The sequence below is a fragment of the Ekhidna sp. genome (assembly GCF_965247405.1).
GTDB lineage: Bacteria > Bacteroidota > Bacteroidia > Cytophagales > Cyclobacteriaceae > Ekhidna.
Map to the genome: position 1 here is coordinate 1,003,696 of NZ_OZ252014.1, position 26,463 is coordinate 1,030,158.

The window sequence follows — 26,463 nt, forward strand, 5'->3', positions numbered from 1 at the left end:
AAATTTTGGGCCAAATTTACAACCATAAAACGCAACGAAGACAACTACTATGGGGGAAAAGAAGATTGATGAAAATATTCTAAAACAACTTACCAAACTTGAAGAAAAGTATGAGGCCATGGGGCAGGATCTTTCCAGCTATCTGGATGGATTGCTGTACTCGGACTACCTAACATACTGGGATTATATTCACCTCGACACGCTTTTAAGTTTGCAAAGTCCCCGAACTGCTATTCCCGATGAAAAAATCTTTATTCTATACCATCAGGTCACAGAATTATACTTTCGTATGATCCTAAATGAAATGGAGCAAGCTACCTATACAGACCCTGTTGGAGAGCAGACATTTCTAAAGCGTCTTAAAAGAATCAATCGTTACCTCGACCACCTCATTGACTCTTTTGATGTAATGACAGATGGTATGGATCAAGATCAGTTTCTGGCCTTTCGCATGGCGCTTCTTCCTGCCAGTGGCTTTCAGTCTGCCCAATACCGAAAAATCGAAATTCATTCTACGGATTTCAAAAATCTTGTAAACCTGACTATGCGAGAAGAATTGCATGAAGAAAAAGACATTAGCAAACTGTATGAATATCTGTATTGGAAAGCAGGGGCAACCGAGCTGGCTACAGGAAAGAAAACGCTTACGCTCAAGCAATTTGAGGCCAAATATGGAAAAGAATTTATTGAGATGGGTCAAAACCTCTCTGACTGCAACCTGCTGAGAAAATACCATGATCATTACGAGGGGAACGAGGAGATTATTGACCACTTAAAGATGCTAGATCAGAAGGCCAACGTTGACTGGCCGCTTCAGCATTTGAAATCTGCTACCAGATATTTGCAGCGAGACCCTGAAGCGATAAAGGCTTCTGGGGGCACCAACTGGCAAAAGTATCTCCCTCCTCGAAGACAGAGAATTATTTTTTATCCTGAGCTATGGACGGATGCTGAGACCAAAGAGTGGGGACAAAAATTTAAAAAAGCACTTTCCAGCACACATGCTTAGAGTTGGTGTATATATCACCTTTTTGCTATCTGTTGCATTCACTTATGCTCAGATAAAACAAGGAAAGAACTATTTCGACTCTGATAGTATAAAGGTGAGTGAAGTGTATCATTACTCCGTTCAGGACTCCATGCTTCATGGGGCTTATGAATCCTTCTACCTTAATGGGTCGCTAAAAACTTATGGATGGTATCGCAAAAATCAACCTGACAGTATATGGAGCTACTATTATGAAAATGGACGTAGGAAAGCCGAGGGTAGGTTTAAAGATGGAACACCATCTGGACATTGGAAATACTTTTTTGAAAATGGAAATCCAAAATCAGAGGGGACACTGAATGGTAGCTCCAAAGAAGGCCATTGGAAATTCTACTATGAAAATGACGGTGAAAAAAGCAATGGCAAATATGCGAACAACTCAAAAGACGGCATTTGGAATTATTTCTATGAAGATGGCTCACTAAAGGCTCAGTCTATCTTAGCTGATGGAGTAGGTCAATATACCGAATTTTACCCCTCAGGAGCAAGAAAAATGGAGGGGACAAACAAAAATGAAAAGAGTGTAGGAGAATGGATATACTACTTTGAGACAGGCGAAATCGAGGCGATTGGGGAATTTCAAAATGGACTAAAAACAGGTACATGGACCTACTACCACAAGAATGGAGAAAGAGCTGCCACTGGAACTTATACCAAAGGACGAAGAAATGGAGCCTGGGAATACTATCATGAGAACGGAAGCTTAAGTCAGGCTGGAAAAGTGATCAATGACCAGAAAGACGGGTACTGGAAGCTATTTTATCCTACTGGAGAAGTCTTGGGAGAAGCCACCTACAATGATGGTGATGGGATGTTTAATGAGTATTATCCAAGCGGTAATCAAAAGGCTAAAGGAAAAATAATAAACGGAGAAAAAACAGGAAAGTGGTATTTCTACAGTGAAAAAGGACAGCTGGAAGGAGAAGCAGATCTTGAAAATGGAGAAGGAGATTACATTGGCTACTATCCTGATGGAAGTATAAAAATGAAGGGAAGGATAAAGGATGACAAACGTATTGGAGAATGGACTCTGTATAATCCCGATGGTACTACTGCCGGAACCTACCGCCCAATCTACGAAGATGCTCAGCCCATCTTTAAAACACGGATCACTAGTGATTTTGAAGATAAAGACGCTCAGGACAAGCCAAATTACCATCCTGAAAAAAGGGGCCTGAGGTATTTCCTGCCACGAGTGAATGAATATAAAGGAATCATTGTTGGAACCAATCCTTTTTGGTTACTTGACGATCAACTCCCAATTGCTATTGAATACTACATTCAGGAGCGCCTGGGTTATGAGCTGCAGCTAGATCTCATTCGCTCACCTTTTTTCATTCCTGACAATCAAATCGGAGATTATGAATTATACAGAAGAGGAATTAAACTTCATTTCAGACAAAAATTCTATCATGCTGACTCTAAGCTAGGCATGTTCTATTTTGGACATGAAGTCAATTTCAAGTATGTAAACAATCAGGTAAATCACTTGGATACCCTGAGAAATCCCCCTCCGCAGCTAACTGGAAACCTGATTGAAACCAGTTACGGGTATGGCTTGTTAGTAGGCAACAGATGGATGAAGGATGTGGGTTCATCAGGGTTGACCATAGATGCTTTCATAGGTGTAGGGATTGCCAGTAGATCTTACAAAAAGGATTACAAACCCAGTCAATTAACCCTATTGAATGACCGCCTTGACCCATACTTTAATGAAGAGATCAAGTCCTCTGTTCATTTTCCGGTCATTTTCGGATTGAATATTGGATTTGCAGTAACGAAAAGTAAGAGCAAAACTCAATGAACAAAAAAACCGCCATCCTTGGCGCCACCCCCAACCCGGCAAGATACGCATACCTCGCAGCTGAGAGACTCAAATCGAAAAACCATGAAATAGTGCCGATTGGCATTAAGAAAGGTGAAGTATTTGGTGCTGAAATTCTAGACTTAAAAGAAAAGCCTCATGTAGATGAGATTGACACAATAACCATGTACATAGGTCCTCAAAATCAGGGTGAATGGGAAGACTACATTATATCTCTAAACCCAAAAAGAATCATATTCAATCCGGGATCAGAAAATCCAACTTTTGCAAAAAAAGCCTCTGATAATGGCATAGAAACCATCAACGCCTGCACACTGGTAATGCTGGGAAGTGGACTTTATTAGTGAATTGGAATAGGTCTTTCCTCTCTATGACTTCCTAAATGTAAATCCAGATGATGATACAGACTTAACCTGAAAATGTGCCGCTTTTCGTAATGATACGGTGAGTTCTTATGTCTGAATGAAAACATATATCCTCCTTGTATCTGAAATTGCTCACTAAGATTGTAACCTATCCCAAGAAAAGCTCTATTGTCCTCCAGATGATTATATACGATCGTCTCTCCTGCCTGAATAAAAATCTCATTATACATTGATAAAAAGAGTGTATGATTTCTAAACTCAGGTTTATTTAGCGGAACATAAATAGTGAGCTTATATCTAAAACGATGCGTCAAATTAAAAGGTGAATCCTTAGTATAATCACGTCTCCATCGCTGCTCCGTCCTTAGCTGATGAAATACTTTGATATGATCAAACGGGGTGGCTAAAACCGCTTGCTGCCAAAGCCTATATTGAGGCACTATGTCATCTACATTTGGATCTTCCGGATTTGGTGCCCAGTAGAATGGCAAAACCACACCTGCGGTGAAGTCCAAATACTCCTTTATAGTATATGTTGCCCCGAAACGAAGGTAAACCTGTGCCATGTCCTGAAAGCCATTTTTCTTTCGGACATGATACTCACCGTAATAAGCCCACTTATCGTTGAAATGGTATTTGGTGTAAAACCCCAACCAAATTCCATCCGAATTAGAGATTTGTTTTTCGTTTGGCACCTGTGGTGCAATCGGATCAGATTGAGCATTTACAATGAAAGCAATACACAAAAAAAGTACTGCTAAAAGACGCGAAAGCCAATTCATATTTTCCATAGAGGTTAGGTCGCGTCAAAATTGAACTTTTTAAAGGAGAAAATTCAATAATTTAAGACAAAAAAGATCAGTCAAAAGAAGTTGTAGCCAAGTTCAATGAAGGAACCACATTGGCCCCATTTTGTTGCAATTTAATCAGTGCTTCTTTTGTTTCAGCTTGGTCCTCGTCATTCAGGTCAATCTCTAGATGCCTCCAGAAAAAAGTCTCTAGGTTCATATTTGCAATTTCATTGGGAATGTGTGTAATGTCCGTATCGGAAATATCAAGATCCACCAGACTTTCCATATCTAATATCTGGGTGGGGAAATATGGAATGTAGTTGTTCTGAAAATGCAAGACTTTAAGCCTCCCAAGATTTGCAAGGTTTTTTGGTAATTCACTTATTCGATTGTGATGAATATAAAGTTCTCTTAGTTGTTCAAGATCACCTACCTCGGCAGGTAAGTCATATATTTCATTAAAGGATAGATAGAGAATTTTTAAACCTTCCAGTCCACTAATTTCAGATGGGATAATATTCAACTTATTGTAATAAAGATCAATAACCTCCAGTCTTTTTAGCTTGAAAAAGTCTGAAGGCAAACTATCAATACTGTTTTTGTAAAGAGAGAGTTTTGCTAAATGCTCAAGTCTTGATATACCCTCGGGAATAGTATTCAATTTATTAACCTGGAGCTGTAATTCCTCTAGCCCTTTCATTTTATAGAGAGAGGGATGTACTTCTGAAATTTCACATTTGTTCAATTTTAGTATCTGAATATCGTTCAAGAGCCAATACCACCTTCGACCTAGTATTAGCGGATTCTTTGATAGATCGAGCTCTTCTAAATTTCTTAGCCTCCTTCCCCTCCAAACAGGAATTTTGGTAAAGTGGTTATCTTCCAAAACCAGCTCTTTTAAGCCCTCTAGGCGATGTACTTTTGGTAGCCTTTTCAGGCTGTTATTTGACAAATCCAGTTTTTCTATTCCCTCCAGCCTCGGAATTCTAGCTTTCGAATCAAGGTTATTGTTTCGCCAATAGATCCGATTTAAAATAGCTAACTGACTAAGCTCCTTTGGTAATTCTGAAAAACTATTTCCATCCAAAATCAACACCTCCGCATTCCTTGCTTCAAAGACAAACCTTGGAAAATCAGTCAATTGGGCGTTCGATAAATCGATCTCTTTTAACGTCGCTAAATCAGGATTTGATTTATACGCTTCTATTCGCTGCAATGCTTCTACTCTCAACTTTTCATTTCTTATTGTATTCAATGAATCCATAAATCGCTTTGGATCTTTTTCCATCCCTTTCCGGAATGCCTCAACTTGTTTCAATCGCTTTTCATAGGCTGCCCGCGCTACAGCAGCGCTATCCTGAGGATCAGCATTATTAATGTCCAAAACCACTTCCTGCTTGCCTTCCGCTTCACTATTTTGACTAAAAACAGGGAGAGAAATGATGAGTAAAATCAAAGTTGAAAGCGTATGAATCTTGATCATAAAAGGCTAGGTCTAAAATGAGAATATATTAACAATATTTAGCTAAGCAAAAACCTGACCAATAGGGATATTTTTAGTACATTTGAGGGTTGAAAAATGACTGCATTTCTAACGCGACCGAGCCAATTGTACAAATTCAAAAATCTTTGATTTAAGCTCTTAAATAGCGTTTTTTAATCATTTCACATGGAAGAAAATAAACAAAACAAAAAAGGGGATTATTCGGCCAGTAATATCCAGGTATTAGAAGGCCTGGAAGCCGTAAGAAAAAGACCCGCAATGTACATCGGTGACATTGGGGTAAAAGGACTTCATCACATGGTTTGGGAGGTTGTTGATAACTCCATTGATGAGGCGTTGGCCGGACATTGCGATACCATCACTGTAGAGATCAACGAAGACAACTCTATTACGGTAGTAGACAATGGTCGAGGTATTCCTGTTGATATTCATAAAAAAGAGAATCGCAGTGCCCTTGAGGTGGTAATGACGGTACTTCACGCCGGAGGTAAGTTTGACAAAGACACCTACAAAGTTTCCGGTGGACTTCACGGGGTTGGTGTTTCGTGCGTAAACGCGCTTTCATCAAGCTTAAAAGCGACAGTGCACCGCGATGGTAAAATTTGGGAACAGGAGTACAATAGAGGAGTGCCTAAAGCTCCGGTAAAAGAAATTGGAAAGACAGATATCAAAGGAACTCGGATTCACTTCCAGCCGGATGATGAAATATTCAGTATTCTGAAGTACAATTCAGAAACCATTGCTTCGAGGCTAAGAGAACTTTCCTTCCTAAACGCAGGGATCAAAATTAAAATGATCGATCACCGAGACCTGGATGAGAACGGGGACTCAATGGTAGAAGAATTCTTCTCCGAAGGTGGTCTTTCTGAGTTTGTTGAATATCTAGACAATACCCGAGAAAGCCTCATTCCATCTCCAATCAACATTGAGGGAGACAAGGGAGGTGTACCTGTACAGGTTGCTTTAAGCTATAACACTTCATTTACAGAAAATGTAGTGTCTTATGTGAATAACATTAACACCATAGAAGGCGGCACCCACGTTTCCGGTTTCAGAAGAGCACTTACAAGAACTCTCAAGGGTTATGCAGACAAGTCCGGATTACTGGATAAAGTAAAAGTAGAAATCAGCGGTGACGACTTTAGAGAAGGTTTAACAGCAGTTATTTCGGTAAAAATTGCAGAACCTCAGTTTGAAGGACAAACCAAAACTAAACTAGGAAATTCTGATGCCATGGGTGCGGTAGACACCTGTGTGAGTGAAATTCTGCTGGAATACCTGGAAGAAAATCCAAAGGAAGCCAAGCAGATTGTTTCTAAGGTAATTGTCGCGGCACAGGCCCGACACGCAGCACGAAAGGCGCGTGAAATGGTACAACGGAAGAACGTGCTTTCTGGTACAGGACTTCCGGGCAAACTATCTGATTGCTCAGACAAAGATCCATCGGTTTGTGAACTATACCTTGTAGAGGGAGACTCAGCAGGCGGATCCGCCAAACAAGGTAGAGATCGTCGATTCCAGGCAATCTTACCATTGAGAGGTAAAATCTTGAATGTAGAAAAAGCGCAAGAGCACAAAATCTACGATAACGACGAGATCAAAAACATGATCACTGCTCTGGGGGTTTCATTTGGAACCGAAGAGGATGAAAAAGCCCTCAATATGGAAAAACTCAGATATCACAAAGTAATCATCATGACAGATGCTGATATCGACGGTAGCCATATTAGAACGCTAATCTTAACCTTCTTCTTCCGATACATGAGATCTTTGATTGAAAAAGGATATCTATACATTGCACTACCTCCTCTCTACCTTATCAAGAAAGGAAAAACTGAACGATATGCATGGTCAGAAGAAGATCGTGTTAGAGTGGTGAAAGAAGTAGCTCCAAATGGCAAAGAAGATTCGGTAAGTGTTCAGCGATACAAAGGTCTGGGAGAAATGAATCCAGATCAGTTATGGACAACCACCATGGATCCGGAGCATAGAAGTCTTAAGCAAGTAACAATCGAGTCAGCTGCCGAAGCGGATCATTTATTCTCAATGCTTATGGGAGACGAAGTAGCGCCACGTCGTGAGTTTATTGAGAAAAATGCCAAATACGCCAATGTTGACGTATAACTTACTTAGATAAAATAATCTGATACATTGCCTGGATGAATTTCCAAATTACAGCGAACGTAAAGAGGATTGCAGATCCAAAAGCGAAAATGATCAGTAGAACAAAGTCTAGAATTTTTTCCATACTCTTCAGGGTTAATCGTTTTATGAATATACAATATTCAAAACCATGAAGACGATAAAATGTTAAACTATTTTTCGATTATGAAATATAATTTTATTAAGAAAGCTATTTCCCTTCTTTTATTTGTCGGTCTGACGTCATTTTCCTTCGCGCAGACTTATTGGCAACAAAGAGTGGAATACACAATGGACATTGATTTTAATGTGGATAACCACCAGTTTACAGGCACTCAAACATTGAAATATTTTAATAATAGCCCTGACACCTTAGACAAGGTTTTTTACCACCTTTATTTCAATGCTTTTCAGCCCGGTAGCATGATGGACACCAGAAGTAGGACAATTGAAGATCCGGATGGAAGGGTGAGAGACCGCATATCAAAATTGGACGATTCAGAGATTGGGTATCATAAAATCAAATCATTAACCCAAGATAATAAAGACGTTATATACAAAATAGAGGGTACAGTATTAGAAGTAAAACTGGCAGAACCGGTCCTACCAGGTTCCGCAACCGTTTTAAATATGAATTTTCAAAGCCAGGTGCCTATTCAAATAAGAAGAAGTGGACGGGACAATGCAGAGGGAATTGACTATAGTATGGCACAGTGGTATCCGAAGATGGCTGAGTATGACGATCGAGGCTGGCATGCCCACCCATACGTCGGCCGAGAATTCTATGCACCTTACGGAGAATTTGAAGTTAACATTACGATCGATAAGAAATATGTCATAGCTGCTACAGGCATCCTTCAAAACCCTAACGAAATCGGGTACGGTTACGAAGATGAAGGGGTCAGTGTAAAAAGAGAAGGGGAATCACTCACCTGGAAATTCAAAGCAGAAAAAGTGCATGATTTTGTTTGGGCTGCCGATCCTGATTACACTCACAAGACAGCAATGGTTAATGGCGGGCCTGAACTTCACTTCTTTTATCAGGAGGGAGCTAAAACAAAAGCATGGGATAAATTACCCGAAGCTACCGTCAAGGCATTCGAGTTTATTGAAGAAAACTATGGGGAATACCCCTACCCTCATTATTCTGTAATCCAAGGCGGAGATGGCGGGATGGAGTACCCAATGGCTACACTCATAACAGGGGAACGGAGCTTTGGAAGTTTACTCGGCGTAACCGTGCACGAAGCACTTCACTCCTGGTATCAGGGGGTTTTAGGATTCAACGAAAGCTACTATTCATGGATGGACGAGGGATTCACCTCCTATGTTCAGGACGAAGCGATTGCATACGTGCGAGGTGATCAGGAAAATCCTCAAAAAGGAAATTACCTCAGCTATACCCTGCTGACCCAGTCTGGTAAAGAAGAGCCGATGAGCACTCATTCTGATTTCTTTACCACAAATTATGCCTACGGCAGATCTGCATACACTAAAGGAGCAATAACGCTTGCTCAAATGAATTATCTCGTAGGTAAAAAGACCACTTTACGAGCACAAAAGAAATTCTATAATCAATGGAGATTTAAACATCCAGATGCAAATGACTGGATCAGGGTATTTGAAAAAGAATCTGGTTTAGAGTTGGACTGGTATCTGGATTTTTGGACGAATCACACTCACACAATTGATTATGCAATTGGGTCTGTGTCAGAAGCGGATGGAAATACTACCGTAACGCTGGAAAGAAAAGGCAATATGCCAATGCCTATGGACGTCTACGTAACCTTCGCTGACGGATCAAAGAAAATCTTTTACGCTCCATTAGTAATAATGAGAGGAGAAAAAGAAAACGAAACAGATCTCGAAAGAGTCGTACTTCCAGATTGGCCGTGGACACACCCTACCTATCAATTCACTATTGATTCACCAATCAATGAGATTAGCTCAATTGTAATTGATGAGAGTGGTTATATGGCAGATGTGAACAGAGCTAATAACATCTGGGAGAAGGAATGACTTTCTCTTAGTCTGCTTTCTCCACTTTACCTTTTATGGTAATTATTTGTGTGGGAGCCACCGGATCATTGGAATAAATCGTAATGGACTTGTATTGATTACCACGCATTTCCGAGGTATCAAAAGAGACTTTAAGCGTTTGGCTTTTACCTTTTTTGATGCCTTTCTTTTTTATTTCATAGGTAATACATCCACAGTTTGATTTTACTGTGCGCAATTCTAGTTTTTCCTTACCTGCATTAGTCAGTTCAAATTCCTTTTCTAACACTACACCTGCCGTCACTCGACCAAAATCGTAAGAACGTTCTGACACCTCTAACTTAGGCGCATTATCGAGCTCCTCAGCAGTCATCTCCGGGAAATATTCTTCAATAACAGCAATCACGGAAAGATTCTCCTCTGAGTTCGCGCTAAGCTGAATATTATCACTTACAAATCCATAGTCCGCTTTTTTGATGGGATCGTACGTAATTCGTATTTGTCCTATTTCTCTAGGGTTTAAAAATTCCTGAACGAGCTCTATCTTAATGTGATCCGGCAAAGTCATTTCATCCGCATTCAATACAGTCACTGTGTCTGAATAATTATACACATCAAATGTTTTTTCAACTGGCTTTTCCGTGGTGATTTTGCCTATATTCATTCTTCGGTATTTCAATCGAAGATCTCCGGCCAATACAGGAAATTCCTGCTCTGGAGTTTTAGGTTTAGGCTTCACAAAACCTGAAATATACAGGGTCATATTTGAAGATGCATCGGTAGAAGTAAGTCTGAGTGACTTTCTAAATCGTCCTGGTCTATTGCGTGGGTTATATTTTGCTTTTACGTATCCTGAGTCTCCAGGCATCACCTCCTCTTTGGTCCAACCCGGAGTGGTACATCCACATGAGGCCTTCACACTTGTGATTTTAATTGGCTCATCCCCTGCATTCACAAACTTAAATGTATACTCAGCAGGTCCGCTCTCCTCCCTGATGTCTCCAAAATTGTGATCTGTTTTCTCAAAAACAAGTTTTGACTGCCCATAGGCAGCAATAAAAATAACAAGGGTTAAAGTGGAAAAAATCGCTCTCATCTCTAATTTCATTTTCAGTTTTAAAGGCTGGATATTCAAAGCCTCAAATTATATAGGTTTGCACAAATTTTTAACAAATGGCACGAATACTCACAGGTATACAAAGCTCGGGAAAACCACACTTAGGTAACCTTTTAGGTGCAATTATACCTGCTATAGAACTATCAAAAAACAAGGAAAACGAATCCTTTTTCTTTATAGCAGACCTGCACTCGCTAACCACCATCAAAGATCCGCAAGTTCGCACAGAAAATGTAAACGCAGTAGCGGCAGCTTGGTTGGCCTGTGGATTTGATACATCATCCAACACATTTTACCGTCAATCGCGAGTGCCAGCTTGCTGTGAACTTACCTGGTACCTTAACTGCTTCACCCCCTACCCGATGCTTGCCAATGCACATTCGTTCAAAGATAAATCCGATCGGTTGGCTGACGTGAACGCAGGATTGTTTGATTATCCGGTACTGATGGCCTCTGACATATTATTATATGATGCAGATTACGTGCCTGTAGGGAAAGACCAAAAGCAACACCTGGAAATGACCAGGGATATAGCTTCATCCTTCAACCACCAATTTGGTGAAACATTTGTATTGCCTGAAGCCTTAATCGATGACAATGTGATGACTATCCCGGGAATAGATGGTCAAAAAATGAGCAAGAGCTACGGAAACATCATTGATATCTTTCAGTCAGAGAAAAAACTAAGGAAAAATATCATGCAAATTGTGACAGATAGCACACCTATGGAGGATCCAAAAGATCCGGATGTTTGTAACGTCTTCTCCATTTATAAACTTCTGGCTACAAAGGAGCAAGTCACACAAATGCGTAAAAACTATGAAGGAGGTAACTATGGCTATGGGCATGCTAAGCAAGAGCTTTTCGAGCTGATTCGTGATAAATTTCAAAATGAAAGAGAGAAGTTTGATTACTATATTTCCAATCTGCCAGAATTGGAAGGAGAACTTCAAAAAGGTGAAGCAAAAGCAGCTGATTTTGCAAATGATGTATTAATAAGAGTGAAGAAAAAACTAGGCTATGCCTGAAATGGAAAGAATGGATGCAAGAAATAAAGCAACGCAATGGCTGAATGCCTCCAACATGGATGCTTCCTCCAAACAAGAAATCGAAACCTTGATGCAAAATCAGGAGGAGTTGGATGAAGCTTTCCTAAAAGATCTAGAGTTCGGCACTGGTGGATTGAGAGGTATTATGGGGATCGGAACGAACCGAATAAACAAGTATACGGTGGGAATGGCTACTCAAGGGTTTGCTAACTACTTAAAGAGCCAATTTTCAGATAATATAAAAGTTGCGATCGCCCATGATAGCCGAAACAACAGCCGGGCTTTTGCCAAAACAACAGCAAATGTGTTCTCTGCAAATGGCATCCATGTTTATCTCTTCGAAGATTTACGACCTACCCCGGAGTTATCCTTTGCTATCAGAAATCTTAATTGCCATGGAGGGGTTGTCATCACAGCTTCTCACAACCCAAAAGAATACAACGGATACAAAGCATACTGGAACGACGGGGGGCAATTGGTGCCTCCACATGATAAAAATGTCATTGAAGAAGTTAAAAAGATCAACTCAATAGATGAGATCAATTTTGAATCTGAGTCTTCTCTCATCCAGGAAATCGGTGAGGAAATGGATCAATCTTACCTTGAGATGATTAAAGGTTTGTCACTTTCACCTGATGCCATTTCTGCGAATCGCGACATGAAGATTGTCTTCTCATCTATTCATGGGACAGGAATTACGATGGTACCACGAGCACTTGAGGAGTTGGGCTTTACAAATGTCCATATTGTAGAAGAACAGCAGACGCCTGATGGCAATTTTCCAACGGTGGTTTACCCCAACCCGGAAGAAACTGAGGCGATGACGTTGGCGCTAAATAAAGCAAAAGAAATTGATGCTGATTTGGTTATGGCAACAGATCCCGATGCAGACCGGGTAGGTATAGCTGTGAAAAATCTGGAAGGAGATTTTCAGTTGCTTAACGGCAATCAAACCGGTTCGCTATTGGTATTTTACCTGATGAAGAAATGGAGTGAAAAGGGACTGAAAGGCAATGAGTATATTGGCAAAACCATTGTTACTACGGAGCTGATTAGTGACATTGCCAATAGCTTTCAAACGAAATGTTATGATACACTCACTGGATTCAAATGGATTGCTGACATGATCCGAAAGAAAGAAGGTGATGAGGTATTTATTGGTGGTGGTGAAGAAAGCTATGGATACATGATTGGCGAAATGGTGCGTGACAAAGATGCAGTGGCTAGTAGCGTGATGATTGCCGAAATGGCTGCCTGGTCCAAAGGTCAGGGATTAAGTGTTTTTGAGCTTTTATTGGAAATCTATAAAACTTACGGTCTCTATTACGAGGAACTTAAATCAATCACAAAGAAAGGATTACAAGGTGCCCAGGAAATCAAACGAATGATGGAGGATTTCCGATCATCACCGCCAAAAATGCTAGCTGGCTCAATGGTAACAAATGTGATAGACTATTTGGAAGGAGTTCAAATTAATTCGGATGGAAAAAAAGAGCCTGTCAGTTTTCCAAAATCGAATGTACTTCAATACCTTACTGAAGATGGAACGAAAGTGAGTGTAAGGCCCTCTGGCACAGAACCGAAAATCAAATTCTATTTTTCGGTTAGAAGTGATTTAGAAGGTTCGAGCTACGCTGAAACAGAAAAAAAATTGAAAAGCAAAATCCATAACTTACTGAATGACTTGAATTTGTGATCGAATCTCTAATAATTGGATTAAATAGTTCAAAAGTGTTAATTTGCGAAGATTAGATAGATTAATTATTCTAGTTATCTAAACAGTGAGTCACCAATCTAACCGAAAACTAAATTGAGTAGCATAGCATTAAATTTTTTGCTTGTAGTCGTAGGGTTTGTACTCCTTATCAAAGGAGCTGATTACCTGGTAAATGGAGCCTCATCCTTAGCTAAGCGTTTCAATGTTTCTGACATAGCCATTGGTCTGACTGTGGTTGCTATGGGTACTTCAGCTCCGGAGTTGGTGGTAAACATTATTTCCGGTTCAGTGACAGATGTAGATAGTGGTGCAAACGAAGTTGTGTTTGGCAACATTATCGGATCCAATATTTTCAACATCTTCCTCATCTTAGGAATTTCCGCAGTTATTTATCCACTCACAGTAGAAAGAAACGCATTATGGAAAGAAGTGCCATACTCATTGCTTGCTACTTTCATCTTCTTCATCCTGGTCAATGATGCGCTTTTCTTCGATGCTGAAAAAAACAGCCTGGATGTAAAAGATGGCATCATACTGCTTACCATGTTTGTACTCTTCCTGGTTTACATCTTCATGAACTTAAGTAGAAATCCAGAAGCAGAAATAGCGGAAGACATAGAGATCTACGGAAGCTTAAAGACAACCGTGATGATTGTGCTGGGTATTGTGGGACTGGTTTTTGGTGGTAATCTAATTGTCGAAAATGCAGTAACAATCGCTAAATTCTTTAAAGTGAGTGATAAAATGATCGGCTTAACTATTCTGGCAGCTGGTACTTCACTCCCTGAGCTAGCTACTTCAGCCGTAGCTGCATTCCATAAAAAATCAGACCTGGCTGTTGGTAATATTGTCGGGTCCAATATTTTCAACCTGTTGCTTGTATTAGGTGCCACATCCATTGTTCATGCACCTCTCGTTTACACAGCTTCTCTCAATACGGACCTTTACATTGTAATGCTTGGTACGTTTATGCTGTTCATATTCATGTTTACACTAAACAAGTACAAGCTGGACCGTGCAGAGGGAATGGTATATCTGATTGGCTTTATAGCTTATTCTTATTACCTTTTTGTCAGGGAAAATATCCTTCCAGGGCTATTCTAAAAACCAAATATCATGTTACCAAAAATTGACCCAACGACTACCAAGTCATGGGCGAAACTTAGTGAATATGCTAATCACAAAATCAGCATCAAAGAGCTGGTTGATAATCCTGCCCATCTGGATAAGTTCACTTTCAGCTTCAACGATTTCTATTTCGATTTCTCAAAAAACGAAGTGTCAGCAAACATTATGAATGAGCTGATTTCCCTTTCCAGGGAATGTGGCCTTTCAGACGCGATCCAAGCGATGTTTGATGGCAAAGAGATCAATGAGACTGAAGGCAGAGCCGTTCACCATGTTGCACTTAGAGATAGGAAGAAACCCGAAGTTGAGGAGGAGCTGGAAAAGGTCAGGTCATTCACACAAAAACTTCAGAATGGTGAGTGGAAAGGTTTTTCAGACAAACCCATAACCGATGTGGTAAACATTGGTATCGGTGGCTCTGACCTGGGTCCCAAGATGGTCTCTTATGCATTAAGGCCATTCTGGAAAAAGATTACTCCTCACTTCATATCCAATGTAGATGCCGCACAAATGGTAGAGACTTTGGAAAAACTCAATCCGGAAACTACAATCTTTATAATCGCTTCCAAAACATTCACAACGCAGGAAACCATTACCAATGCACTTTCAGCTAAAAGCTGGTTCCTGGAAAATGGAGGTGATTCGGACAGTATCAGTAAGCATTTTGTGGCAGTGAGTACGAATGAATCTGCGGTTAATGAATTTGGTATTGACAGCCAAAATATGTTTGAATTTTGGGATTGGGTTGGTGGGAGGTACTCACTATGGTCAGTTATTGGCCTTTCGATAGCTTGTGCAGTTGGTTACGATCATTTTGAGGAGTTGCTTCAAGGTGCTTATGAAATGGATCAGCATTTCAAAAACACTAAACTTGATGAAAATCTGCCTGTCATCTCTGCACTACTTGGCATTTGGTACAACAACTTTCGAGGATACGACTCTATGGCTATCCTCCCCTACGATCATCGATTGAGGTACCTACCCTCCTACCTGCAACAAGTAGACATGGAAAGTAATGGTAAGTACATCAACCGATCGGGTAAAAAAGTAAATTATCAGACGGGTCCGATCATTTGGGGAGAGCCGGGAACCAATGGCCAGCATGCTTTTTACCAACTCATCCATCAGGGCACCAAGATCATTCCTTGTGAATTCATCGGTATAGCGAAACCTGCACATATACACAGCGATCATCATGAGAAATTGCTTGCCAACTTCTTTGCACAAGCGCAAGCACTGTTAACAGGTAAATCAAAAGAGCAGGTAATTGATGAGGTAGGCAAAGATGCCAGCGACATCCTGGTTAACTCTAAAATTTTTGAAGGCAACAGACCTTCAACGAGTATTCTTTTCAAAGAACTAACACCGAAGAATCTCGGGTCTTTGGTTGCCTATTACGAGCATCGCGTTTTTGTTCAAGGGGTGATCTGGAATATTTTCAGTTTTGATCAATGGGGTGTTGAGTTGGGTAAACAGCTTTCCAGACCCATCTTAAAGGAGATTAAAGAAGGAAAAGAAGGAAGTCACGATCCTTCCACAAATGCCTTAATGAAAAACTATCTGGAAATGCGTAAATGACCGGCTATAATTCCCGTCGCAATGCCTACGTTCAACGATTCAGCCGCTCCAAATCTCGGAATGGATATGCACTCTTTCATGTATTTTCGGGTAGTCTCACTCACTCCATGAGACTCACTCCCCATGACAATAGCTGAAGGTTCTTTCTGATCAATACTGTGGAGTGGATTTCCATCCATATCTGCCGCATATACAGGTAGCTTATTCTTTTGAAAGAAATTTTCCAATTCGCATGATACCACTTTCACTCGTGTAAATGATCCCATTGTACTATTGATCACCTTCGGATGATAGAACTCAGCACAATCTGAAGAACAAACCAACTGATCAAACCCAAACCAATCCAGCGTACGTATAATTGTCCCTACATTGCCCGGATCACCTACCCCATCAAGAATGAAAATATGATCATCAAAAGACAGGGTATGTAAATCGTGTAATTTGATTCTGGCAACTGCAAGGGCATCTTCATTTGTTTTAAAAGTGCCCAGCTGCTGCAGCATCTCTCCGGTCACGATTTCATTTCGATAATCCCCGGATTTTAGATTTAGAGAGAAAAATTCCTCTGTTCCGAGAATCATTTCAATATCAAAATCAGATTTGAGCAACTCTTGCACATTTTTTGCACCTTCAATCAAAAAGCATTTCTCGCGCATGCGGTACTTCTTAACTTTGAGCGATTTTATAAATTTCTGTTCCTTCCTAGAGAGCATTTGATTTGAAGCGACTTTTTAGACTAAGCCAAATATCAGTATTCGCAGGCATTTTTCTTACATCATGCCTGGGCTCAAAGTTTTTAAAGGACGACCAATACCTTCTGGCTAAGCAAAAAATTGATGGACTGTCCGGATCGCTTGAGGATGATGCGAAAGGATTATACGAACAAGAAGCCAATAGCCGTATCCTTTTTGGCTACTATCCTTTCACTCACTTGGCTCATCTTTATAAGCTTGGAGAAAATGGCTGGATCTTTCCCGGGTACAACCAACAGAAGGCGATAGCAAAAAGAGATTCCCTGGAGGCTAAGTATGACCGAAAAATTGCTACTGCTTCATCAGATAAGAAAATACAAAAGCTGAGAAATAAGAAAGCAAAAAAATACGATAAGAAGAACCGCAAAGTGAAGCAAGGGAACCAACTGATGAGATGGGGAGAGCCTTTAGCTATATATAATCACATTAGCACCAGCTTAACAGCTGAGAAGATTGATCAGTATCTGGATTCCAAAGGATACTTTGATGCCACGATTAAGATCGACACGGCTACCTATGATAGTTTAGGAATGATTGGTAAAGCGGGGAGAGATATTAGAAACTGGGTTAGTGGTTGGTTTGGAGAAAAGGATCGGTACATCAACCTGGAATATGAAATAGAATTAAATGATCGCTATGTAATTGATTCCATCCAATATGACATCAAAGATACGGTACTTCAGGCCCTGATATTTGAAAACATTGAAGACTCCCCTTTGAAAAAAGGCTACTATGATCAGGACGTTTTAAGCCAGGAACGGGACTTCATCTATGATCTGGCAGTAAACAATGGGTACTATGAATTCTCAAAACAATATGTAGGCTTTCAAATTGACTCCATCCAGTTGGGAAAAGACACTTTAATTGTTAGAGAAGTAATAAAAAATCCACCCAAGGAGAATAAGCACAAGATATTCTACTTAGACTCCATTGTTTTCGTGACTGACGCTAGCGTGAGTGAATCCTTCGATAGAACACAAGAAAAATACCGCGACATTACCTTCAGCTTTGCCCGAAACCGGTATTCCAAAAAGGTGCTTGAGTGGCGTGTCCCTCTAGAGCAGGATGATCCCTACAGCCGGGATTTGACAATTGAAACACAAAGGCAGTTGTCTTACCTGGATAATTTCAAGTTTATCAATATCAACTATGATACGACAGGCAATTACTTTGTAGCAAACATTTTTACCTCTCCATTTGATAAATATCAGACTTCCAGCGAGTTTGGTTTCTCCAGAACTCAAGGTAGACCCGGGCCATTTGTTAACATTAACCTGAAGAACAGAAACACCTTCCGAACATTGGAAATTCTCAGTTTTGATGCAAACGCAAAACTAGAAGATCTGAGATCTGTACGGGAAGAGTCTGAGTTTGATGGAAATTATACCTCCCGCCAGTTTGGGGCAGAGGCTGCTATCACTTTCCCTCAATTTCTGTTTCCACTTGGATCTTATTACAAAAACAAAATCGGTCGGTTCAATCCCAAAACACGGATTTCATTTGGTTTCTCGTTTGAAGACCGGGTATCAGAATACCGCAGGGCAACCTACAGGGGGACGTGGACCTATAGCTGGCAGGTACGTGACCAGATCAGGTATCAACTAACCCCTATTGAACTCAGTTTGACTAATACTACGATTACCGGACAGGAATTTGATGACTTTCTAACTGAGCTTAGAGAGGACAATAACCCTTACGCACTAGCCTTTGAGTCTGCAGTAGTTACCAGCACGGCTTTTCAACTAGACTTAAGTCTCGGCAATTATGCATCAAATCAAGATGGCGCGTTTGTTCGCCTTAATGCCGAGCTTGGTGGCAACCTGGTGGATATTGTAGGCAAATCCTTCTTTGGAGATAGTCTGGAAACCTATCAATACGCAAAAACACAAATAGACCTAAGAAAAATTGAACGGCTAACAAGAAACACCAACCTGGCCGCCCGGCTAAATGTGGGTCTTGCTTATCCGTATGGAGACAATAGATCCATGCCTTATGAAAAGTATTTTTTCGCCGGGGGAAGCAGTAGTATTCGGGCATGGAAACCGCGAAGACTTGGCCCTGGAGCTTACGGAGTTTTTGAGGAAGATGGGGATGGCAATCCAACGGACGTGGTAGATTACTCAAATGAGCAGAGAGGGGAGCTTATCATAGAGTCCAGCATTGAATTGAGACAGGACCTAGTGGGTTTTTTAGAGGGTGCTGTATTTATCGATGCAGGTAATATTTGGCAAGTGACTAATTCTTTGGTGGAGGCCAATGAAGACCCAGAAGGTGATGACGGTGTTTTTAGCTTCAACAACTTTATGAAGGAAATGGCAGTTGGTACGGGTGTGGGATTACGATTCGACCTCCAGTTCCTTGTTTTTCGGGTAGATCTGGGGATGAAACTTATAGATCCTGCTCAAAAACGCGGCGAGCGATTTGTTGGTAATGAAATCTTTTCCAACTTCGGAAGAAACACAGAAATTAATATTGGTATAGGATATCCGTTCTAAATGGAGATAACAAAAGAAGAAATAGCCGGATGGTTTCAGCAATTGCAGGATTCAATTTGTAATTCGCTTGAAGTTCTTGATGGAAAATCAACGTTTCTGGAAGATCAGTGGGACAGGCCCGAAGGTGGTGGGGGAAGATCGCGAGTAATAAAAGATGGAGACCTCATTGAAAAAGGTGGAGTGAATTTTTCAGCTGTTTCCGGCCCTACCCCAGATAAAATCCTTAAAGCGCTCAATCTACCAGAAGCTGAGTTTTTCGCCACCGGTGTTTCCATCGTTTTACATCCGCAAAATCCATGGGTTCCGATCATCCACATGAATGTGCGCTATTTCGAAATGAGTAATGGAGTCTGGTGGTTTGGAGGCGGTATTGACCTTACGCCTCATTATGTGATTCCCGAAAAAGCTAAAAACTTCCATCAGCACCTGAAAGACACGTGTGATAAACACAACGCAGATTTTTACCCGAAATTCAAGCAATGGGCAGATGACTACTTCTTTGTCAAGCATCGAGACGAAACTCGAGGAATCGGAGGTATTTTCTTTGACCGACTAGCTGATAATGAAGGTCGATCCAAAGATCAGCAATGGAATTTTGTGAAAGATGTCGGAGAAACGTTTATCCCGGCCTATACAGACGCTGTAAAAGACCTCCGTAAAAATCCATGGTCAGCTGCTGACAAAAACTGGCAAAGAATCAGACGCGGCAGATACGTAGAGTTCAATTTAGTACATGATAAAGGAACCAAATTTGGCCTTGATACGAATGGGAGAACAGAATCCATTCTAATGAGTTTGCCACCAGAAGCTAACTGGGAGTACGATTATCAAGCAACTAACGAGCTGGAAAAAGAAACACTTTATTTATTAAAAAAAGGCATTGACTGGATCGCAAATTGACCAGGCCCATGCCTTTTAATAAGTTAGGTTGAAGTGTTTCGCTTAGAGTAAATTGAATTTATCCATTAAGGACTCCTTGTAAGAAGCGCCTATGGAAAAGGTCTTTTCTCCAATGTGCACTTGTAAGTCTTCGATTTTATCAATCTTGTTTCGATTGATGATGTAACTTCTGTGAACTCTACTGAAGATACTTTCAGGTAGCCTTTTTTCGATACCCTTCATCGTGTGGTGCACAATGTGTTTCTTACCGGAAGAGGTATTGAATATCACATAATCTGCCAATGCTTCAACAAATAGTATGTTATCATATAGTATGTTATCATAGCTCAGGCGGAATAGCTTTCCATCGCTCTTCACATAAATGTGATCTTCCTGCTCTGCAATGGCCTTCTCCTTCTCCAGGTTTTCCTTCACCTTGTTGACCGCTTTTATAAAGCGCTCGTATTCCACCGGCTTAACGAGGTAGTCGGCTACTGAATCTTCAAATGCCTCAATCGCATACTCTTTTTTGGAGGTGACCAAAATCACATTATACGCATGCTGTAAATCTTTTACCAACTCCAGACCACTCATTCCAGGCATTTCTATATCAAGGAAAACGATATCTACATCGTTGGCACTTTCACCTAAAAGTATGTCATGCGCCTCCTGGGTGTTGTCCAGGTCGTGCGTCATCACAAGGGTGTCTGTTTTGTCTATAAATTTTTTGATTACCAGACGCGACATCTTGTCGTCATCCACTACCATGCAATTGAGAGCCATTTAATTCTTATTTATTATAAGGTGAATATACTTTCCGATAATATCAAATTCAATATTTACCGTGCTACCAACTGCCAGCTGATTGAAGTTGGTATGTTCAAATGTATATGGAATTATTGCTACAGAAAAGATTTTTTTTTCAACGTTAAAGCAAGTTAGGCTGGTACCGTTGATACAAATGCTTCCTTTTTCGACTACCAGCCCCTCTTTTTCCAGCTCAAAAGTAAATACCCAGCTACCCGCTTCGTCCTTGATTTTCTTCACCACGGCCGTCGTATCCACATGTCCCTGCACGATGTGACCGTCAAACCGTCCATCCGCTTTCATGCACCTTTCCAGATTCACTCTTGAATCGATCTTTAAAGCACCGAGGTTTGATTTTTTCATTGTTTCGTCAATGGCTGTCACCCAATGCTTCCCACCCTCTACTTTGGTCACGGTAAGGCAAACACCATTGTGAGAGACACTCTGATCTATTTTCAATTCATCCGAAATGGACGATGAAATGGCGAAATGCACATTTGTGCCTTCTTCAGAGATTTCTTCTACTTTCCCTACGGTTTCAACTATTCCTGTAAACACGCTGATTAAATTTAAGGCTCAAAATAAGTGAATTGGAAGATACCTACAAGCATAAGGGATTGCGTAAGCAATTGGTTCTGGGAATTGCCAAAAAAGGAATCAAAGACAAGCGGGTCTTGCACGCAATAAATAAGATTCCAAGGCACTTTTTCTTTGACAAAATATTTGACTCTCATGCATACGAGGATAAGGCATTCCCGATTGATGCAGGCCAAACCATCAGTCAGCCTTATACGGTAGCCTTTCAAACGCAGCTACTTCAGGTAAAACCAGGCGATAAAATTCTGGAGATAGGAACAGGATCAGGTTATCAGGCTTGTGTATTAGTGGAAATGGGAGCAAACGTGTATACCATAGAGTACCAGAAAAAACTCTATCAAAAGGCCATTCGATTCTTACCTAAGCTGGGCTATCAGCCACACATGTACCAGGGGGATGGATCCAAAGGATTGCCTCGCTTTGCACCTTATGATGGCATCATTGTAACGGCTGGTGCTCCCACCGTGCCGGAAGAGCTGATCCAGCAACTTAAGGTTGGCGGACGATTAGTTATCCCTGTAGGGAACGATGACATACAATCTATGGTTTTGATCCAGAAAGTGGACGAAAACAAAATAAAAAAGAAGCAATTCGACCATTTTAGCTTCGTACCTTTGCGTGGGGAAAAAGGATGGGGTGATAAAAAGTAAATCAAGATCTAAATATTCCCCTCCATGGAGGGGTTAGGGGTGGGTTAGCTCATCTTACTATTAAAAACTGCATATGAAAAAGATAAAAAACTGCAAGGACTCTTATGTAACCATGACAGAGCTGGTACTGCCAAACGATACCAATGGACTAAATAACCTCATGGGGGGCCGCCTGATGCACTGGATGGATATTGCTGCTGCAATTGCCGCTCAAAAACACTCTAATCGGATTGTAGTGACCGCTTCAGTGGATAACATTTCTTTCTCTGAGCCCATCCGAATTGGGAATACAGTGACCATCACTGCTTTTGTTACCCGCGCCTTCAGCTCATCTATGGAAGTATACCTGGAGGTAACAGCTGAGGACATTCCTGCTGATAAGAAAGTACATACCAATCGTGCGTTCTTTACGTTCGTAGCGGTGGATCAATCAGGCAAACCGATTGACATTCCACAATTGGAGCCTGAGACAGAGTTTGAAAAAGAACTGTATGATGGCGCACTACGCAGAAGACAATTAAGGCTTGTTCTTGGAAAACGCATGAAACCCAGCGAAGCAAAAGAACTAAGGTCTATCTTTGATATGGAAGACTAGTACGCTCAAAATTGATTTGTCATTTCGACAATCCTGCCACGGGCAGGTGAGGAGAAATCTTTAAATTGAGCTTCAGTGCTCATTTGAAAAAGATATCTCACTGCGTTCGATATGACACATCTAATTTTACCTGGTTGATGGAAAAAGAACACCTACACTTATTGATTCATGAAGAAATCTACTTGCTATCGCAAGACGAAATCATAAACGAGGAGTCTGGAGAAGTGCAAGAGGAGGTGCGGGAATCTTCTACCGTAGCTGAGCCGGAACCTGAGCCTGTTGCTAAACAGGAAAAAGCTGATTCAAAAGAATCAGCTCCCGAAGTGGATGAAGCAACTAAAGAAGAACCTCATCAGGAGTCTCCGCACATCCCCCATCATGACTTGCCGGACTCCAAGCCTTTGCCGTTTGCAGTTTTTCACACCAGTCGTGATCCAGCTGAGAATGAGTTGCTCCATAAGATCATAGATGCTTGTAAAATCCCGGAAAGTGACTATAAGGTCTTCAGTAATGGATTCGATCAGGCGGTGAAATTCAAAAAAGCCTTGGTGTTTGTTCCAGAAGCCAAAGCTTTCTACACCCCTATCCCATATAAAGGCAGTGAATTCCTTTGCTCCAGACCCTTATCCGTTCTAGCGGCAGACGTAAACGAGAAAGCGAGACTATGGGGAGCACTACAAAAGTTTGTTAAGTAAAACGGTATATTTGATACAGACCAAAAAAGATACATAACCCTCAATTTGCACGGGTTTGTGTATGTTATAATGTTGTTAGAGCTAATTATCGCAATGAACAAAATCACCAATCTTTTCCTATTAACTGCATTTCTTTATTCATGCACTGAGAGTAAGTCAACCACAGAAAACGTGCAAATAATTAAATCGCTAGAAAATAAGATTGACTCGCTTGGTATGGCCTTTGAAACTGAAAGTGCAGTTCAACTTTCAGATAGCTTACTTAATTATGACCCCAACAACTATATTGCTTTAGGCACAATCGGGATTAATGCTTTTAATAATCGAGATGCTGTTACCGCAATAAAGTATTTAAGTAAGCTTGTCAAGATTAAACCCGAAAGTCCAATGCATAAAGTTTTTCTAGGGTTGTGTCATGAACAACTCATGGAAAATGACTTAGCATTGAAATATTATCAACAAGCCCTTGAACCCGATTCAATAGAGTGGCCAGCTAACTTTATGAAGATTCGAGTCAAAACAGTGGTTCACGGAAAGGAAGCTGGATTCCAAGAACTTCAGTTGTATAAAGAATCTCTCAACCCTATTGATTACCATCAACTTAACAACGATATCAAAAATTACAATGAAGATGGGTTAAATAGCTTTTATCCTCCATGGTTTGACTCAACCGAAAGAACGAAGTTTCTAGTAACAATTCCAGACGAACTGTATAATTCTGGACAGATTAATTCCATGGAAAAAGTTGAACTCGTTTTTGCTAAACTGGGGGTCAACATAAGCTGTATTCATACTAATTCTCAGAGTAAGGACTACAAAATAAGCACTACAGACAAGTACCTCGATAAACTAATCGCAACTGACACATTGAACTTAAAAAAGCTCTAACATTTGCTAGCAAGAATGCGCCTGAGCATCTTTCTGCAAGGTTTCATCTGATCTTCACCGCTCCGCTACCCATTCTGAATCCTCATCTCTCCTAGCGACTTCTGTGGTTCTGGATTTTCACTTCTGAACGCAGCGTTTCATAGTTACCGTTGTAGGTGTTGGCTTGCAGAGCTATCTTAGTGTCTTTCTGCTAAGCTCGGGGCGCACTCCTGCTAGCTTGGTGTTACCTGTCAGTTGCGCCATTATAACAGAAAGGGCTATTTTTTCGTAACTTTATCTTATGGAAGCTAACATGAACCTTTCTTTCTCACAGATACTCGAGCTGGTTAGGAACTTGCCAGGCGAACAGAAGATCAAGATTTCCCGTGAACTTGAGAAGGAAACTATTGGCTCCAAACTGACTGAACTTTTGACTGCTTTCCGAACTGAGAAACTTTCTATGAACGAGATAACATCAGAGGTTGAACAAGTCAGACAAGACCTTTATGACAAGCGAAAAGCGAATTAAGGTCATATTCGACACCAATATTTGAATCAGTTACCTCATTAGTCATCAACTTGGTGAGTTGACAGAGCTTCTAACTTATCAGAGAATTGAAATCATACTGTCCGAACAACTTCAAACGGAGTTGACTGAAGTAACACGAAGGAAGAAATTCCAAAAATATTTCAGCAAAGAGAAAGTAGCCGAACTCCTGAAACTGATGAACTTCATCGGAACTGACTATGAGATCATAGAATATCCGAATATTTGTAGAGATCCGAAAGACGACTTTTTACTAGGATTGATTAGAGCATCAAAGGCCAACTTTCTAGTAACAGGAGATCAGGACTTATTGGAACTGAACCCCTTTGAGGGAACGGAGATCATCGAACCCAGTCAACTACATGCTAAAGCCAACAGGTAACAAGCGGTAAAAATGAATGTGACTTCAAGCTATCTGCCACTTTCAGTGTAACTGAACCGCGATTTCTGGCTTTTGGTAAGAGTTGTGCTTTCTACTTTCCATACTGCCACTCGGAAAAATGCTTGTGGAACGTCCTGTATCAGAACCGTTGTGAGTTGAAGCCAGAATCGCTACTTTTTAAGCTCGGAGGTCACAGCGCCATATCTGAGCGTTACTGCCATGCAAAATGAAGCAGATACGTTATCCTCCCATTCGGTAATATCAGAAGCAAAAAGTTAATTCTGAGTAGTATTGTTCTTGTCAATTTTAATCAATGAGGAGATTAAAAAGATTAGGGACACACATTCGAGAATAACTCTGCCCCAATGCCAATAATTCCAGGTAACTAATTCCCTCTTTAACTCTGCATCTGTAAGCGCCGCTTGATAAAATGATTCATTGGCTCCTTTGAAATAGATATAAAAACAGGCAATGAATAGAAGTGCAAAAAAGGAAGAGCTTAAAGCAGGCTTTAGCGCATTTGAATTGATTCGTACGCAATAGATCGAAACTGATACAGGGATTAGCGCTGCAATGATCGTCAGGATTGTATAAAACCGGCCAATTGAAGGGCCAAACTGATTGTAATACGAATAAAAATCACTTGAGGGTAAAGATTTCCAATACGGTACCAGAAGGACACCTTCCGTAATCTGGCTTCCAATGAAAATTGAAAAAATGGCAATGGAGGAGTACAGCAAAGATCGCTTCATAATGATTTTATCTGGTAAACTAGGAGAACCAAATCTAAAAAAATGAATTTAAAGGCCTCATCCTAGATGGATGTTTACAACATATATTGTATGCTTCACAAAAGGCTTCTATTATTTTATAACTCCTTCTCCTCATTTCCCGAATCAGGATAGAAGCCACCATCCAAATGCTGAGTTTTGACA

General features: G+C 40.7%; 25 protein-coding genes. 17 read left to right on the forward strand and 8 right to left on the reverse strand.

The genetic code is table 11. From position 1 onward, the window contains the following. Positions 1-49: 49 nt before the first annotated feature. The 3 genes from ACP14Y_RS04395 to ACP14Y_RS04405 are packed head-to-tail and all read left to right on the forward strand — an operon-like array spanning position 50 to position 3,217. Positions 50-1,009 carry a tryptophan 2,3-dioxygenase family protein gene (locus ACP14Y_RS04395; protein ID WP_424961758.1) on the forward strand — a complete coding sequence of 320 codons (960 nt, stop codon included), beginning with the start codon at positions 50-52 and terminating at the stop codon, positions 1,007-1,009. After that, positions 948-2,852 carry a toxin-antitoxin system YwqK family antitoxin gene (locus ACP14Y_RS04400; protein WP_424961759.1) on the forward strand — a complete coding sequence of 635 codons (1,905 nt, stop codon included), beginning with the start codon at positions 948-950 and terminating at the stop codon, positions 2,850-2,852. Before ACP14Y_RS04395 ends, ACP14Y_RS04400 begins: the two co-directional genes overlap by 62 nt. Then, positions 2,849-3,217, forward strand: a complete 369-nt coding sequence (locus tag ACP14Y_RS04405) for a CoA-binding protein (protein ID WP_424961760.1) — start codon at positions 2,849-2,851, stop codon at positions 3,215-3,217. Before ACP14Y_RS04400 ends, ACP14Y_RS04405 begins: the two co-directional genes overlap by 4 nt. On the opposite strand, the gene ACP14Y_RS04410 is transcribed toward ACP14Y_RS04405, so the two are convergent. Both ACP14Y_RS04410 and ACP14Y_RS04415 read right to left on the reverse strand, forming a co-directional pair. Next, a complete protein-coding gene (locus ACP14Y_RS04410; RefSeq protein ID WP_424961761.1) occupies positions 3,214-4,020 on the reverse strand; it encodes a DUF2490 domain-containing protein in 807 nt (268 codons plus the stop codon). The genes ACP14Y_RS04405 and ACP14Y_RS04410 overlap by 4 nt on opposite strands. A gap of 76 nt (positions 4,021-4,096) precedes the next feature. Then, the gene (locus tag ACP14Y_RS04415) at positions 4,097-5,512 is read right to left on the reverse strand and encodes a leucine-rich repeat domain-containing protein (RefSeq protein ID WP_424961762.1); all 1,416 of its coding nucleotides are present in this window, start codon (positions 5,510-5,512) and stop codon (positions 4,097-4,099) included. Positions 5,513-5,698: 186 nt separating this feature from the next. On the opposite strand from ACP14Y_RS04415, the gene gyrB reads away from it, so the two are divergent. Then, the gene (gyrB, locus tag ACP14Y_RS04420; protein WP_424961763.1) at positions 5,699-7,657 is read left to right on the forward strand and encodes a DNA topoisomerase (ATP-hydrolyzing) subunit B; all 1,959 of its coding nucleotides are present in this window, start codon (positions 5,699-5,701) and stop codon (positions 7,655-7,657) included. Position 7,658: 1 nt separating this feature from the next. Here gyrB and ACP14Y_RS04425 read toward each other — a convergent pair whose 3' ends face one another. Next, entirely contained in the window at positions 7,659-7,781 is a 123-nt protein-coding gene (locus ACP14Y_RS04425; RefSeq protein WP_349563280.1) for a hypothetical protein, read from the reverse strand. An 80-nt stretch (positions 7,782-7,861) separates the two neighbouring features. Here ACP14Y_RS04425 and ACP14Y_RS04430 point away from each other — a divergent pair, with 80 nt between their 5' ends. Next, on the forward strand, positions 7,862-9,694 hold the full coding sequence (locus ACP14Y_RS04430; RefSeq protein ID WP_424961764.1) for a M1 family metallopeptidase: 1,833 nt from the start codon (positions 7,862-7,864) through the stop codon (positions 9,692-9,694). A gap of 7 nt (positions 9,695-9,701) precedes the next feature. Here the strand turns inward: ACP14Y_RS04430 and ACP14Y_RS04435 are convergent, their stop codons facing one another. Beyond that, positions 9,702-10,769 carry a DUF1573 domain-containing protein gene (locus tag ACP14Y_RS04435; RefSeq protein ID WP_424961765.1) on the reverse strand — a complete coding sequence of 356 codons (1,068 nt, stop codon included), beginning with the start codon at positions 10,767-10,769 and terminating at the stop codon, positions 9,702-9,704. Between the two features lie 77 nt (positions 10,770-10,846). Here ACP14Y_RS04435 and trpS point away from each other — a divergent pair, with 77 nt between their 5' ends. The 4 genes from trpS to pgi all read left to right on the forward strand — a co-directional run bounded on the left by trpS (position 10,847) and on the right by pgi (position 16,262). Next, on the forward strand, positions 10,847-11,818 hold the full coding sequence (trpS, locus tag ACP14Y_RS04440; RefSeq protein ID WP_424961766.1) for a tryptophan--tRNA ligase: 972 nt from the start codon (positions 10,847-10,849) through the stop codon (positions 11,816-11,818). Next, positions 11,811-13,535 (forward strand): phospho-sugar mutase, encoded by a 1,725-nt coding sequence (locus tag ACP14Y_RS04445; RefSeq protein WP_424961767.1) that lies wholly within the window; start codon positions 11,811-11,813, stop codon positions 13,533-13,535. Before trpS ends, ACP14Y_RS04445 begins: the two co-directional genes overlap by 8 nt. Positions 13,536-13,649: 114 nt before the next feature. Continuing rightward, positions 13,650-14,660, forward strand: coding sequence for a calcium/sodium antiporter (locus tag ACP14Y_RS04450; RefSeq protein WP_424961768.1), 1,011 nt, complete (start codon positions 13,650-13,652; stop codon positions 14,658-14,660). 12 nt (positions 14,661-14,672) lie between these two features. Continuing rightward, on the forward strand, positions 14,673-16,262 hold the full coding sequence (gene pgi / locus ACP14Y_RS04455) for a glucose-6-phosphate isomerase (protein WP_424961769.1): 1,590 nt from the start codon (positions 14,673-14,675) through the stop codon (positions 16,260-16,262). Here the strand turns inward: pgi and ACP14Y_RS04460 are convergent. Then, the gene (locus ACP14Y_RS04460) at positions 16,241-16,975 is read right to left on the reverse strand and encodes a TrmH family RNA methyltransferase (RefSeq protein ID WP_424961770.1); all 735 of its coding nucleotides are present in this window, start codon (positions 16,973-16,975) and stop codon (positions 16,241-16,243) included. The genes pgi and ACP14Y_RS04460 overlap by 22 nt on opposite strands. Before the next feature lie 5 nt (positions 16,976-16,980). On the opposite strand from ACP14Y_RS04460, the gene ACP14Y_RS04465 reads away from it, so the two are divergent. Both ACP14Y_RS04465 and hemF read left to right on the forward strand, forming a co-directional pair. After that, positions 16,981-19,509 carry a BamA/TamA family outer membrane protein gene (locus ACP14Y_RS04465; protein ID WP_424961771.1) on the forward strand — a complete coding sequence of 843 codons (2,529 nt, stop codon included), beginning with the start codon at positions 16,981-16,983 and terminating at the stop codon, positions 19,507-19,509. Then, positions 19,510-20,409, forward strand: coding sequence for an oxygen-dependent coproporphyrinogen oxidase (gene hemF / locus ACP14Y_RS04470; protein ID WP_424961772.1), 900 nt, complete (start codon positions 19,510-19,512; stop codon positions 20,407-20,409). 42 nt (positions 20,410-20,451) lie between these two features. Here hemF and ACP14Y_RS04475 read toward each other — a convergent pair whose 3' ends face one another. Both ACP14Y_RS04475 and ACP14Y_RS04480 read right to left on the reverse strand, forming a co-directional pair. Beyond that, positions 20,452-21,171: a LytR/AlgR family response regulator transcription factor gene (locus ACP14Y_RS04475; RefSeq protein ID WP_424961773.1), complete on the reverse strand. Its 720-nt coding sequence runs from the start codon at positions 21,169-21,171 to the stop codon at positions 20,452-20,454. Then, positions 21,172-21,753, reverse strand: a complete 582-nt coding sequence (locus ACP14Y_RS04480) for a riboflavin synthase (protein ID WP_424961774.1) — start codon at positions 21,751-21,753, stop codon at positions 21,172-21,174. Positions 21,754-21,776: 23 nt separating this feature from the next. On the opposite strand from ACP14Y_RS04480, the gene ACP14Y_RS04485 reads away from it, so the two are divergent. The 6 genes from ACP14Y_RS04485 to ACP14Y_RS04510 all read left to right on the forward strand — a co-directional run bounded on the left by ACP14Y_RS04485 (position 21,777) and on the right by ACP14Y_RS04510 (position 25,528). Beyond that, positions 21,777-22,442 (forward strand): protein-L-isoaspartate(D-aspartate) O-methyltransferase, encoded by a 666-nt coding sequence (locus ACP14Y_RS04485; protein WP_424964419.1) that lies wholly within the window; start codon positions 21,777-21,779, stop codon positions 22,440-22,442. Between the two features lie 73 nt (positions 22,443-22,515). Further along, positions 22,516-23,037, forward strand: coding sequence for an acyl-CoA thioesterase (locus ACP14Y_RS04490; protein ID WP_424961775.1), 522 nt, complete (start codon positions 22,516-22,518; stop codon positions 23,035-23,037). A gap of 137 nt (positions 23,038-23,174) precedes the next feature. Next, entirely contained in the window at positions 23,175-23,732 is a 558-nt protein-coding gene (locus ACP14Y_RS04495) for a hypothetical protein (protein WP_424961776.1), read from the forward strand. 93 nt (positions 23,733-23,825) lie between these two features. Beyond that, the gene (locus ACP14Y_RS04500) at positions 23,826-24,620 is read left to right on the forward strand and encodes a tetratricopeptide repeat protein (RefSeq protein ID WP_424961777.1); all 795 of its coding nucleotides are present in this window, start codon (positions 23,826-23,828) and stop codon (positions 24,618-24,620) included. A 280-nt stretch (positions 24,621-24,900) separates the two neighbouring features. Next, positions 24,901-25,128: a type II toxin-antitoxin system VapB15 family antitoxin gene (gene vap15, locus ACP14Y_RS04505; RefSeq protein WP_424961778.1), complete on the forward strand. Its 228-nt coding sequence runs from the start codon at positions 24,901-24,903 to the stop codon at positions 25,126-25,128. Positions 25,129-25,165: 37 nt separating this feature from the next. Beyond that, on the forward strand, positions 25,166-25,528 hold the full coding sequence (locus ACP14Y_RS04510; RefSeq protein ID WP_424964420.1) for a putative toxin-antitoxin system toxin component, PIN family: 363 nt from the start codon (positions 25,166-25,168) through the stop codon (positions 25,526-25,528). Positions 25,529-25,803: 275 nt separating this feature from the next. Here ACP14Y_RS04510 and ACP14Y_RS04515 read toward each other — a convergent pair whose 3' ends face one another. After that, complete coding sequence (locus tag ACP14Y_RS04515; RefSeq protein ID WP_424961779.1) at positions 25,804-26,280, reverse strand: hypothetical protein; 477 nt, start codon at positions 26,278-26,280, stop codon at positions 25,804-25,806. Positions 26,281-26,463: the final 183 nt, after the last annotated feature.